Consider the following 13,132-nt stretch of genomic DNA (forward strand, 5'->3'; position numbering starts at 1 on the left):
GGAAAAAGGAAAGATCTGACCCTATTTTTTAGTACAATGGAGGATTAACATCCAATGAATCAGAGCGGTTATATTGGAAAAATATAAAATCGAGGCCAATTTTAGTTGACTACTACACAAGTTAACCTTCTGTTGGTAAAAACTCTCTATCTCTAAGAAGTAACCTAACAAGTTTTGTAGAAACCCATTTTACAAACCAACCGAACAAAAAATCAGGGAACTTCCATGTACAAATGAGAGGTAACGCGGCCGTCAGAACAGATATCAACTTGGGTGTTAACGTGAAATACTCATTAGTTATCGGCTCATCTAGAGCTAGAGTACCCAAGTGATAGAACACAAATATCAGCAGTCCGACAATACAAAGTTCAAGGAGCTTTTTAACTGAATAATAAACTTGGTTCTTTACTTCATGTTTTCCTTCCTTCAACTGCTCCACACTTGCTTTTTCAAGCTGGCTAATTTTCTCATTGCTAGCCTTGCTCGCTTCTTTTTGGGCGCTCTCAAGAGCGTCTACCCTATTCTCTAACTTTTCATTGGCTGAAGCTAATTGCTCGGTCAGAGAGTGAATCTTGCTCTGTAACACTGCGTTTTTCTTATCTTTAACCAAGCTTTCATTGGCTTTTTCTTTAACCGCTGATATTGCTTTATTCCGATGTTCAATTGCATTAGCAGCAGCAAAAGTGGCCTCCTCTATTGCAGTTTTGTGGCTTACTGAAAAGTCTTTTTGCTCTTGATGGTACCGGTCTCGTGCTTGTTGTAGATACTGTTCAGCCTCATCTAGAAGAACTTCACTATCATCAAAACCAACTTCATCCAACAGACAGTACAGAGCTCGATCATTGCATATAACATCTTCATATTGTTTGATTTTTTCTTCAGGAAGGTTCTTGATAAACCTTTGCATATTTTCTGAAATGTCTCTATGCATCTCCATTGCTCTTGTACAAGAGCTAATTAATGTGAGGCTAGATACGTCCTCTCCTTTCCCACCACTTGTAACCCAAAGCATCATTGCTAACTTTTTCTCAGTCAGCAGTGGCGTCATTTCATGATTCTCAAAGGTTTCTAAGCTATAAAGCACTCTATTAGCAGCTGATACCAACTGCTCATTTGGTGTAATCAAAAAAGTAGTTGACTCTGAAACATTTCTTATTGAATTGTAATCATGACGCGCAACAACATATGCAACTGCTTCAGCATCATTAATTCGAGCAACATCTTTCTTATACCAGTGTAATGCACTCGCTATGCTATCTCTCAACTCAACAGCCCTGACGCTCTGTAAATACCCAGAAATGTTTGTTCTTAAGTCATCCAAGACAAATTGATGGCTATCAGATAATAATCCCTTAACCTTGTTTCGTGCGAGCCTAGCTTGTAGAACATGATCAGAGTGCTTGAATAAATACCGATCTAGAGATGTAGTTCTCTTGCCTCGTTGCTTATAGTTTTCTAGCGAGAGTGAGATCGCTGTTTCAGCTTCTTCAATGTATTGCCTAGTTGTGGTAACAATCCCACCCTGCTCTGAAATCAGCGCTATTAGTTTTCTGGAGCACTCTACAGAGTACTCGTCATTGAGGCCTAGGACGTTAAGCAGTACAGGCATATCGATATAAAACAACTTACCAGCAATTGATTTCTCGTCCATCGCAGGATCTTGTATGCTAAGTACGACTTCAGAAAGCAGTGAGCCAGAATACAATTTGTCTAAAGACGTCTTTAACTTCCCACCTTTTCTGTTTATGTGCTCAACAAAACGTACGAACGTATAGTCTAGAGCTCGCTCAACAGAGTTCTCGCTGGACGAGACAACTTCGGCAAAACTATCAACTCTGGCTAAACGACTAGTAAAAGCATTGGAAAAGTTAATCGATGAACTCAATAACCCTCGTTTTTCCAAAAACGGTTTCGAAAAGCTCTCATATGTTTCGAGTATGCTTTGGACATTACTCTTCAAGTTTTTGTCCTGCACGACTGGAACGGAAGCGATGACTATCTTTTCAGATTTCCCGCGCGACTTCTCTATCGCTAGAACCCCGTTATCAACAAGCTTCTTAGACAAATCTTCAGCTACATATGGATGCATCTCTATGCCATACATCTTTCTCACGTCATCACAAAAAGACATGGGGTCAAATTCAAGCCCTTCCTTACCCTCTAGAATTGGAGAAAATAAAGGCAATAACCCCGTAACAATATCGCCAGTTTGGGCAAACTTTTCATGGACCATCGCGAAATGAAAAAGATGACTACTAAGCATGAAACTTCCTTATTTATTTTTAGAACCTAGCTACTTGAACTCTGCCAACACACTAACAGCTTTATATTGAAATGATGGACAAGTAGGGTCAAATCAAATGAAAGAAAATGCTACGAGAAACATGGTTTATCCTGCGTCTGGATACGCAGGAGGTGAACCTACTTTCCAACCAAGTTAGAAAAGCTCTCACAAGCATTTAATTGTCGCTCAATATTCATCTTGGGAACTGCAACGGGGTCAGCTCTTCCCATTTGCCCAGTGCAACAGTTTTCCTCATAAGATTGCGAGCCGAAGGTAGGTTTGGCTCTATGAAGTTCAACACAAAAAGGGGCAGAAGTGTTTCAGTCAGACAAACCCGTTCATCACACACCCCATTCATATCCCGTTGGCACACCTATGGACAAAAATCATTTAGAGTATTTATCCTATATAAGTGCTTCAGATTAGAAAAAGTATCTTGAAACCTTAAATGCTTGTTATACGCAACTAAACCACAGAAAATATATTGAGTCTTTCAATAAACAATGGAATCAGCCTATCTCTTTCGATATTGTACTGCCATAGAGAACTTTCGTATCTATGGATTCGTTCATTCTCATCAATTTCTGACAAGTTTAATAGCTCCAAGAGTAAGTGCTTTAACTCCAACCTTAGTACCCCAGGATAATAGCTTTACACCTACATTTTTAGCCTTATTTTTATATTCTGCTATTTTTTCACTTTTTGAGTTGTCAGCATTCAACTCAACATAAGACGTTATAGCTGATGCTACAGATATAAATGCATCTTCAACATAATCATTAGCGAAAGAGTCAATATAAATATTCGGTACATTGTTGGCAGTCAATAATCCCTGCCACATTTTCACAAATGTTGACTTTCCCTCTCCCATTTACCGTCTAGTGAAACTACAAGCTCATCATCAGAACGGATGACAAGATTCTTTAGTGACTCACCAAAGGCTTCTCGTCTTAAGATATCTTGTTGAAAACCTTCATTTTCAGCAACATCTAACGAGGGAACTACCAGCTTCATTAAATACTCCTTTTGCATATAACGCCCAGTTAAGGGGTGAAGCACGCAATGACCAAGCTTCCGCATGGCACTTCAACACCGAAACCACCGCATACCAAAAATGCCACGCGTGCTGAATCCCTCTTGAACTGTTTGTTATGTTTATTTTTTAAAGAGCTTACCAAATGTCTTTTTTAAATGGTCGTCTAAGTGTGCTTGAACTATTGTCAGCCCCTCTTCTGCCGCTACGTCTAACAACGCATCGTAATCATTTAATTCGTTACAGTTTTGACATTTTATTAAGTCCCCTGAAGAAAATTCCTGATCGGGTTCCCCCTCTAATGGGCAGTCACAAAACAGACATTTAAGTTCAACAGTAAAGTTGCCGTCATCCATTATTAAAACTCCATCACTTTAAGACCAAGCGTCGCTAGCGCTAGAAGAAAACCTAGAACAACAAAAAGCCCCTTGTGTTCCTCTATGTAATCTGAGGTTTTCTTCAAAAACGACCTGTTTGCCTTAAGTTCATCCGAACGCTTTTTAGAGCGAGCAACACCAATTCCTTTAGGTGTTATTTGTAATCCGTTGTACTTACCACCACCTAAATACGCATGCTTAAGCCATTCATGCGCTAAGCACTTGTCTGCCGCTTTTTCTAGTTGTTCAAGAGTGAACTTACCTTTGTTAACCTCGTTAATCTCTTGAACCAATTTTTCGTCTATATCGAGATGAACGGTTTTATATGTATGACCATGCTCTTCCATATAGTCGACAACATTATTTAATAAAGCATATTCAGGCATCATTCCTCCGATAAACATAATGCCCAATTAAGTAGTGAGCAACGCACTACAAAAGCTACCGTATTGCGCCATAAACACAAAGCTCACTGCAAACCAAAACTGCCACGCGTTGCGAATCTGCTTAAATTGTTTGTTATGTGTTTAGCTCTTAGCTTGTTCTGGAAGCTTTTCGTAGCTTGGTAGATCGCACAATTTCATAGACCATTTAGCACTACTACCAACAAAGATTTTAGCAGTCGGCGGAATTGGAACTGGACTATCGAGGCTGCCTGCCGGAACCACTACGCTGTTAATACTTTCTGCAAACGTTGGGAGTGCAGACCCGCATTTTGAACAAAAGCTTTTTGCATGAAATGAATTTGGATGCCTATACGTTCTGACATCATTTTCACCGTATAACCAAGTTAAGGTGCCAGATTTAGCAAACAAATTTGCACCATGAGCCGAGCCTGTACCCTTTTGACAACGAGTACAATGACATAAAAAGAAAGACTGGAACTCACCTAAAAGCTCATACTTCACGCTACCACAAAGGCATGAACCTCGATATTTATTCGCCATAAAAGCCTCCTTACTTTCGATTACACATAACGCCGCGTTAAGGTGTGAGTGACGCAATGCCGAAGTTTCTGCATTGCACCTTAAACACCAAAACCAACGCAAATTAAAAATGCCAAGCGTTACGAATCACTCTTAAACGCTTTGTTATGCGAGTTTTTCAACTCTGCTGACTGAATAGTTGTGGTAATGAGCTCTTCAAAAATTTCTAACTGACCGGCTGGAATTAATTGATTCTGAATAGTTTTTCGTTTACTTGAGTCAAACAGCCGCTCTGCTACCCAACCAATGAGATACATCAGTGAAAGACAACCTCCTGCAGTGGCTATGTTACCTTCTACAACTAGAGGTAGATCCATTACGTCTCCTCCCATCTTTTGTAGAACACCTTTAGCATCTGGATTGGTTGTTAATGGCTTACCTTTTAGTAAACCGAGCTCATGAAGGATAAATGAACCAGCACATATCGAGCCAATTAGCTGTCTATTTGGGTCAAGGCTCAACGCTGACATAAACTCTGCATCTTTCATCGCTGCTGGAATACCACGTTTACCACTAGTGATAAGAACGACATCTTGGTTCGTCACCTCTGAAATATGCCCGTCTGTTATAACTTTCATACCAAGGTGGGAATGATGTTCAGGTTTAGTTCCCAGTATGCTGACCGTCCAACTATCGGTTGTTCTCCCAAGCAAATCATACATAAGAAAAAAGTCTACATCTGTGAAATCATCAAATATAACAACACCAACTTTGTACATAAATCTCTATTCCTTTCGCTGACCTCATGAATCGCATAACGCTCTGTTAAGGTGTGAGCAACGCAATACAAAAGCCACCGCATACCACTTTAAACACTAAAACCAACGCATGGTGAAAATGCCACGCGTTGCGAATCACTCTTAAACAGTTTGTTAGTTCTTTGACCCACTGAGTGCCTGAGGTTTATAGCCTAGTGAATCCAAATCAACACCCTGCTCTAGAAGTAGTTTTTCAAACAATGGTAATAGTGGTCCAAGGTTTTCATTTAGCGTGTCACGAACCGTATCAACAACAACTTGGGTACCACGCTCGATTTCTATATTAATAAAATCACCACTGACTTTTGATTCAAAAACCGTCATTCTACGAGTCTCAGGAATAAGCCAAACTTCAAACCAACCTTCATGCTTATTTACGTCAGCTACGGTCAAGCTCGCTCCATTTAGAGCTATATAACCTTTCGGGAAAACATATCTTTTCCAAGCATCAGGGAGCGCTAAGCGAACACAATAGTTATCCTCAATTTGTTTTACGTCAACGATAGCTACATTAAAGTCCACATGGCCAGATAGAGGGTGACCGCCAATTTCTGCCCCATCTTTTGCGGCTCTCTCAGCGTTAACTAATTGGGATGAGCAATACTTACTCAGAGTTGTGATTAAGAGGCTTTGCAACATTACGTCGAACTTAACACGAACATCTGACTGTATTTCAGTAACTGTCAGACATACACCGTCAATAGCAATGCTCGCCCCAATTTCTAGATCAGCACAAAACCCTTTAGGGAAGTCGATAACAAAAGTTCTAATCCCTCTTTGATCTGTCACATCAACAATTTCGGCTACCGCCTGAACTATGCCTGTAAACATACTTACTCCACTGATATTAAAACAACTTTGAGAACTAACGCCCTGTTAAGGGGTGAGCAACGCAATACGATGCTTCCGCACACCACCTAAATCACTAAAATCAACGCATGGTAAAAATGCCACGCGTTGTGAATCCCTCTTGAACAGTTTGTTATGCCTTGCCCCACTCGGTTCGAAGGACTGCCAAAACCACTGTATCCCACCACTGTTCTTTGAAAAAACGATGCTCTCTAAAATGTGCTTCTTGGCGCATACCCAGAGACTTACAGAGCTTAATAGCTGGCAAGTTTTTACTGATTGTCTCCGCATAAATGCGGTGAACTCCCAACTCCGAGAAACCAAAATCTGCCAGAGCCAAGGCGGCTTCATGACTTAACTTATTACCTTGAGAAACTCTGGAAAATGCACACCCCATCGAAGCCTGCTGATTGTCCTCTAGGCGTAAACAAACAGTCCCAACGAACTCACCTGACACCTTACACTCGACAGCTAATTGGTATGATTTTCTTGGCTTCTCAGAAGCCTGAGCGATAAACAAGCTTGTTAACTCTCGATATTTATTAGGGTCACAATCGCTTTCGTCATAGAAACGTTGATATTTAGCATCCTGAGACATAGCAACAAAAGCATCTTCATCGTTCGGAGTCATATCCCTAATAATCAGACGCTTAGTCTCGATTTTAAACATCAAAAGTTCCTTTTTCTTTGTGAGGCATAACGCCTTGCTAAGGTGTGAGTAACGCAATACAAAAGCTACCGCACGGCGCCTTAATCACCATAAGCCACCGCATAGTAAAAATGCCACGCGTTACGAATCACTCTTAAGCAATTTGTTAGTACATGCGCTACTTCTATTTATTCGCTCCAAGATATTGAAATATGGCATGATATGAAAGGCTTTGAACACTGAAGTGAGACGGGCAGCTACAAAACTTAAACTCGATTAAGAGACGAGAGTTGGCTAGAAGAAAAATGCACTGAACTCCCCTTCTTTCACTCATTTCAAATTAGAAAAGGATTCGATCCTCGTACTCCGACAACAGCCCTAGAGGAAGACAAGATTCGCTTAGAAAGCACAGCTAAAGTGAAGAAGTGCCAAAGAAATAGGCTAAGAGTTAGAAACCGTAAACGGTGACATCAAAGCAAACACTCCGCATATAGTGCCACCGGAAAGAACGTGAAAGGCACAAGCTGAGAGGTGTAAAGACGAACGCCAAAACAGATAAACACCAAGACTGATGACGCTTGATGCCAAACCCGTACTAACGCCCTGTTAAGGGGTGAGCAACGCAATACCAAGCCGCCGCATACCACCTTAAACACTAAAACCAACGCATAGTAAAAATGCCACGCGTTGCGAATCCCTCTTGAACAGTTTGTTATATTTATTTTCCCAGATTGCGCTTTATCCTAGACCATTCATTTTCCAAGACAACTTTAGCCATATCCTCCATAGCGACGAGATAGGATGTGAAATCCTTATCTGCATCCTTTGTGCTAATGGCGGTAAAAACCATATCGTCAACAAGCGATTTCAGAGCTTTAACATCCTCACTTTCACTCGTTAAAAGAAGATTAACTTTTGAATTAAGTATGAGTATTTTTTGCCAATCGTTAAAGTACTCATTAGAGCTTTCGTATTCTGGCTTGGAATTGGCTTTAGTATTAACTACTAAGCATGATGCACTCATTTCAGCTAATGAGTTTCGAAGCTCTTTCTGCCACGCTAAACGAATTTCGGCCTGTTTTGATTGACTAATAGCAGTTTGGTTTTGACGAGTAACCTTAACCAAAGCCCTACTAGTCCAAAAGCTTGTAAAACCAACAATTGCAGTAAGAATTATCATTGGCCAATCCGGTGCAATTGAAAGAATAAATTCAGTTGCTTCACCTATTTGAAGATTACCAAGCAGGATTTCTGTCTTGTTCATATAACTCCTGATAAATATAACGCCCTGTTAAGGGGTGAGCAACGCAATACCGATGCCTCTGCAAACCACCTTAATAACTAAAACCAACGCATAGTAAAAATGCCACGCGTTGCGAATCCCTCTTGAACAGTTTGTTAGGTTTTGGGCTTATTCTCCCAATGAACCCCAATCTGTTAGATTTAATTGCTTGCGCCTAATGTAGTAGAAGGTTGCCATAACTAAACCAAACAATGCGCCAGTAAGTAACGAGATATAAACCGCTTCTAAAACTGGTTTGCCTAGCTCGTCCCACACAAGAAACCATTGGAAGATTCCCCAAACAGGAGCAAAGAAAGCCACACAAAGCATAACGTTTGCAAAAAAGCTTTGATAGTAAGGCGGCGGAAAACACAGTCCGAGTTTACGTAACAACCTTACAAGTGGAGGATTGTAGTTCGACTTCCAAACACCTTTGTCACTTAATTCTTTGTGTGCAAGTTGTAGCTTCGTTTCATAATCCATGACCCAAAATCCTCGAATTCGATGTTTCCCGCGGAGAAACCTAACACTTATTAGACAACACGTAGTAGTCTTTCATCCTTCGACAATGCAGGCTTTTGCATATTAACTCAACTGACAATCAATAACTTATACCACATGAAGGGAAGTTAGACTGCAAGATGTCTCCTAATGATGATAATGAACAATTATCAACTCCATCGAATAAGTTTTAGTAGGGTAAACGCACGCCCCCTAAATGTGTAGAGTATTAGCTCTGAACGATTTTGGGGCAGAAACGTCCTAGCTGTAATTTTACTAGCACAAAATGTAATGAATAAAGTCGGTTATAAACAAACAAAAAACCACCAAGCCTAAACTTGATGGTTTTGCTTCTAACTGCTTGTTCAGCAGGTCGGTTGTTTTCTTCCTGACCTATTCTTAGCTGCCTATGCGGCAGGACACTATCGGCTTCAAAGATCTCATTCATAGAAAAAATTTTTAGCTGCCTATGCGGCAGGACACAAGTTAGAGTTCGTCCAAATCCCACACAAACAATTTTTAGCTGCCTATGCGGCAGGACACTGTAGAATATAGTCTCTAACCATCTGATTCTGCGTGCTTAAAGTCACAATTCATCAAAATACCCTTTTTCTTCGTACTTTTGTAAGTGCTTGTTTTTATTTCTCTAAAAAACAGCTTTAGAAAAAGGGTCAAAAATGTAACTCAGGTACCGTGCCTTTTCTTTCTTGATTAGTGGCTAAACCATAGCTATTAAAGTTTGCTGCACCGCGCTCACAGACAAACTCCTTTTGCACAAACAAAATATAATCTTCTCCAGATGAACCGCTGGAGATTGGTATTCGATGGAAGCTATCGACGACACGCTCTTCATTAGTGACTGGTAATGATGTTCCAGCATCAAGTAGTTCGGCTCTCGCCATGCTACGTTTGATTCGACGTTTCTTGGAACCCAGAAAGCTTTTCCCAATCGTTTGGTTACGGGTAAACCTCACCTCTAAAGCATTGTCTGGAACCTCACATACACTGGAGACCTCAAATAAACCTTCATTTACCATCAAAGAATAATAGGGCTGAAAAGAGAGTCCTATCATCATCTCTTTATCGTCGGCAACAAAGGCTATGGTTTGACCAACCGTAACATCACTCCAGTCGGGGAAGCTCACGCCTATTTTATTCATGGCTTGTCGGTTATTGACCATAAACAGGTGCATTTGAGATATACAACGCCCTGCTAACAGCTCATAGTCGGCTTGAACAGGGGTATAACGTATACAGAAGTAGTAACGCTTCGTCATAGTCATCCTTACTTCGCTTTGGAACAATTGAAGAGCCCACCCTTGATCAAGACCGACATAATAAAGTGCACGTCATTTGGGATGCTCTGAGAAGCTGTCATTGTCTCAATCCAATTCTCTGTATTTCTGACTAACTGGTAAAAGTCATTTCCATAGGAAACATGTCGCCTTGCTATAACGTACTCTCGGTCAGCTCCATACTCATTCACTCTTAATGGCTTATCTGCTTCTTCATGCCACCAATCGTCAATCGATTGCAACGCTGCACCAATTTTCTGACCATGAAAAGCAGCAGTTTCTTTTCCGTTCAATAATTCTACGGTAGCTAACTGCTTAGTAGGAGCACCATCTTCTCGATCATCCAAGAACTCTTGGCTTGGGTAAACCTCATCCCCCCAACCAACTCCAATTTTAGCTTTGACATCCATGTAGAAATATTCGGTCGGGTCAGATAGGGCTCGCATCAAATAAGCTGTAAGTTTTTCTAGGCATTCTGCTGAAGCTTCATCCCAATGACCATACCAAGAAAGCCTTGTTGCGTTTTCTACAATCAAGGTTTGTGAATCACTGGTGGTCACTTCTATCGACAATCTTCGACACTCTCTGTTTCTCCAAAGCCAAGTACCAAGCAGAATGTTCTTCGCGTATCTAAGAGCAAGTTCCTGATACCCATTGAGCTCTTCATATGTTTTAGCAAGTAACGAAAGTTTAGAACGCACTTCATCGTCACTACAGGTATCTGGAGTTAGAGAGTTGGCTCGAATTCGAAGGGGGAATGCACAGTAGATATCATCAACACCAGGTTTTACATAACACTCTTCGATGAACTGAGGATTGGGGTAAGCTAAATCTTGTGGAGCAACATTCTTTTCTACGAACTTGCCCCCTTTATATGCTTCTGCATAACCACCTTTTGGTGCGCGCAACCTAGTTCTATCAATTTCAAGGGGGCACATCTCACCACTTTTAGATAGATAGTAGAAATATGCTTTGCCAGCAGAGAGTGATCGAACGTAGTTCAGCTGAGTGCAAAGTTCCATAAACGATTAACCCCTATAGTTTTTTATAAGAATAGTTTCGCTACTGCATTCTATCGACCAAAAGGCATGATTGAAAAAGTGATCTCTTCCACTAAAACGTACTTCTATCGGGTTCACTTTCTTAGCTAACCCTATCGCATTTTCTGCATAGGCGTGACAATCGGCGATCGAGTTGCACCGTTTAGTCGGACGTTCTAACAAATGGTAGCCAATAGAAACTGGCAAATTATCAGCGTCTTTCGTTATTAAATGCTCTAGGTCATCAAAGTCACTCGGCTGGTTCTCACTTGGACATAACCATCGCCCGTAGGCTGGCAAACCTTTTATGACATGGAAAAGCTCGCTCCTACTGGTAAACGTCCTTAGCCACTCAATCTGCGTCGAGAGCTGTGGTTGGTATAACGCCCCTCCGGCGAAAGCAACGGGAAGTACCGTTTTAAGCGCGGCCTTAAAATCTGAAATTCGGCTTTCACTATGAACTCTAATAACTAAGTCTATCTCTAGGTCCGCCAATCGTTCACTACGAATGGTAGGTCGTTTCGCGTTTGAAACCGTTCTAGCTTTAGCAACCGAGTTAGGCTCGGTAAGCTTCGCGGTCGATTGAATGTTCTCGCTTCGAACATAAAAAGAGAAACTCGAAAATTCAAACAGGGAATTACTATTAACTAGCTTATTGAACTCTCTTTGATAACGGTGCATAAAGCCCCAAATAGCCGTCAAAGAAGGAGCACCGCACAAGTAAGGGCTGCTCATTGCGACAGCATCTTGCACTTTCATTGATGACAAATAGATATACTGCTCGCCCGTTACCTTATCTTCATTACCAATAGGTTTACTGAGCTGTTCGAGAATCCATACAATTTGGGCTTTAACGAGCTGCATAAGCTTAGGGTGATAGGCAAACTTGGCGGCATACTTATTATTCTGCAACGTAAGATGTAAGCGGCGATTAAACTCACTGGCTAAGGAGCCTAGGTCCGATTCTGGTAGCGCCAAAAAGGCTTGAGCTAAAGTGTCATCATGTTCCAATTGCTGTTGATTAGGGTCAGCATCAACGATATCTCTTAACTCAATTAAAGGAAGCATCCAAAGGGCTATCTGCTTTCGCAATATCTTACTTCTAACCTTGCGAGCGCTCTCCCTTTGCTTCTGTGTTTTTGATGGTTCTGATCCAATTAAGTGATTTAACACCTGACAAATTTTGGCGTTAGTTACCTGACAGTCATCAAAGTAGTGACCACTCTTTTTGCGACTTTCAGTTAACGTCCCACCTTTCGATGGTTTGACTTCTAGCGGGTAGTTAAGAGCTTTCATATGCCCACCTAAACTGCCACACAAGTTCCCGATACTTGCAGAATTAGGCAGTGACGAAGATACAAAACGAAGCTTACTTTCTCGACTTCTCGATCTTACTTCTAACTCGCTCTGAATGGCATGACTAACCACTGGGGTCACCGAAACATAATCATCCCCCCACGGAAACCGTAGTTGCTTGCTGAAAGGGCTGACACTATCGGGAAAATGATTATCAAGGAGCTGTTCTTCAATTGTATGTTTTAAGCGAGCAAGTGACTTAGCACCTAAACCAAACTCTTTGAGCAACTCAACCCAAACGGGGCTTTCTTGTTGTATAAGTGAAAGAATGCATACGGGCTGTGATTGCCAATTAAAAGGATTCAATAACCACAATGTGTGACGATATACCGCAGAGTTATGCGCCCACCCCAAGCGCTGCTCTAATACTCCGCTTGAAATGAATACCTCGGTTGTCGTAAGAGCCTGTGCAAGTATCCGCTGATCTTTAACTCGACAGTCTGGAAACTTGAGATTATGAGTGTGGAACCATTTAATTTCATCAAGGGACGCCTCTAGGTTCTCAGCCGCTTTTAAATGCCTTTTAGCTCGGGCAACATCCAACCAATCCAAGCACCTATCTAATTTATGGTTTGAGCTGAGATTGAGCAAGATCGTCAACGCTTCTTTTTCACCCCCTTCAACACAGACTTCTTCCGTATAGGGCATGAACATCTTCTTTAGCGTAACCTGCTTTACTGCTTCGTCTTCGATTGCCAATAAGTCACTTAATTTCGTCATAA

General features: G+C 41.3%; 14 protein-coding genes. All 14 read right to left on the minus strand.

The genetic code is table 11. The features are described 5' to 3' along the window. Positions 1-121: 121 nt before the first annotated feature. Positions 122-2,263, minus strand: coding sequence for a cell envelope integrity protein TolA (locus EX191_RS16625; protein WP_193448093.1), 2,142 nt, complete (start codon positions 2,261-2,263; stop codon positions 122-124). 598 nt (positions 2,264-2,861) lie between these two features. Beyond that, positions 2,862-3,131, minus strand: coding sequence for a hypothetical protein (locus tag EX191_RS16630; protein WP_193448094.1), 270 nt, complete (start codon positions 3,129-3,131; stop codon positions 2,862-2,864). Continuing rightward, on the minus strand, positions 3,128-3,298 hold the full coding sequence (locus EX191_RS16635; RefSeq protein WP_193448095.1) for a hypothetical protein: 171 nt from the start codon (positions 3,296-3,298) through the stop codon (positions 3,128-3,130). The genes EX191_RS16630 and EX191_RS16635 overlap by 4 nt, the downstream gene beginning before the upstream one ends. A 141-nt stretch (positions 3,299-3,439) precedes the next feature. Then, positions 3,440-3,673 (minus strand): hypothetical protein, encoded by a 234-nt coding sequence (locus EX191_RS16645; RefSeq protein ID WP_132982543.1) that lies wholly within the window; start codon positions 3,671-3,673, stop codon positions 3,440-3,442. 2 nt (positions 3,674-3,675) lie between these two features. Further along, the gene (locus tag EX191_RS16650) at positions 3,676-4,080 is read right to left on the minus strand and encodes a hypothetical protein (RefSeq protein ID WP_039475967.1); all 405 of its coding nucleotides are present in this window, start codon (positions 4,078-4,080) and stop codon (positions 3,676-3,678) included. Positions 4,081-4,221: 141 nt separating this feature from the next. Then, positions 4,222-4,641 (minus strand): GFA family protein, encoded by a 420-nt coding sequence (locus EX191_RS16660; RefSeq protein WP_193448096.1) that lies wholly within the window; start codon positions 4,639-4,641, stop codon positions 4,222-4,224. 119 nt (positions 4,642-4,760) lie between these two features. After that, the gene (locus EX191_RS16670) at positions 4,761-5,399 is read right to left on the minus strand and encodes a DJ-1/PfpI family protein (protein WP_025499005.1); all 639 of its coding nucleotides are present in this window, start codon (positions 5,397-5,399) and stop codon (positions 4,761-4,763) included. 153 nt (positions 5,400-5,552) lie between these two features. Continuing rightward, the gene (locus EX191_RS16680; protein WP_193448097.1) at positions 5,553-6,269 is read right to left on the minus strand and encodes a riboflavin synthase subunit alpha; all 717 of its coding nucleotides are present in this window, start codon (positions 6,267-6,269) and stop codon (positions 5,553-5,555) included. 151 nt (positions 6,270-6,420) lie between these two features. Beyond that, entirely contained in the window at positions 6,421-6,957 is a 537-nt protein-coding gene (locus EX191_RS16690) for a GNAT family N-acetyltransferase (protein WP_193448098.1), read from the minus strand. 697 nt (positions 6,958-7,654) lie between these two features. Next, the gene (locus tag EX191_RS16700; protein ID WP_042764100.1) at positions 7,655-8,200 is read right to left on the minus strand and encodes a hypothetical protein; all 546 of its coding nucleotides are present in this window, start codon (positions 8,198-8,200) and stop codon (positions 7,655-7,657) included. Positions 8,201-8,347: 147 nt separating this feature from the next. Beyond that, positions 8,348-8,701, minus strand: a complete 354-nt coding sequence (locus EX191_RS22985; protein ID WP_005448142.1) for a DUF6404 family protein — start codon at positions 8,699-8,701, stop codon at positions 8,348-8,350. Positions 8,702-9,390: 689 nt separating this feature from the next. Then, positions 9,391-9,996 carry a type I-F CRISPR-associated endoribonuclease Cas6/Csy4 gene (cas6f, locus tag EX191_RS16715; RefSeq protein ID WP_065646505.1) on the minus strand — a complete coding sequence of 202 codons (606 nt, stop codon included), beginning with the start codon at positions 9,994-9,996 and terminating at the stop codon, positions 9,391-9,393. Between the two features lie 8 nt (positions 9,997-10,004). Continuing rightward, positions 10,005-11,036: a type I-F CRISPR-associated protein Csy3 gene (csy3, locus tag EX191_RS16720; protein WP_161442542.1), complete on the minus strand. Its 1,032-nt coding sequence runs from the start codon at positions 11,034-11,036 to the stop codon at positions 10,005-10,007. 6 nt (positions 11,037-11,042) lie between these two features. Next, positions 11,043-13,130, minus strand: coding sequence for a type I-F CRISPR-associated protein Csy2 (locus EX191_RS16725; protein WP_193448099.1), 2,088 nt, complete (start codon positions 13,128-13,130; stop codon positions 11,043-11,045). Between the last annotated feature and the right edge of the window lie 2 nt (positions 13,131-13,132).

Source organism: Vibrio chemaguriensis (genome assembly GCF_012275705.1).
In the GTDB taxonomy this organism is placed as follows: domain Bacteria; phylum Pseudomonadota; class Gammaproteobacteria; order Enterobacterales; family Vibrionaceae; genus Vibrio; species Vibrio diabolicus.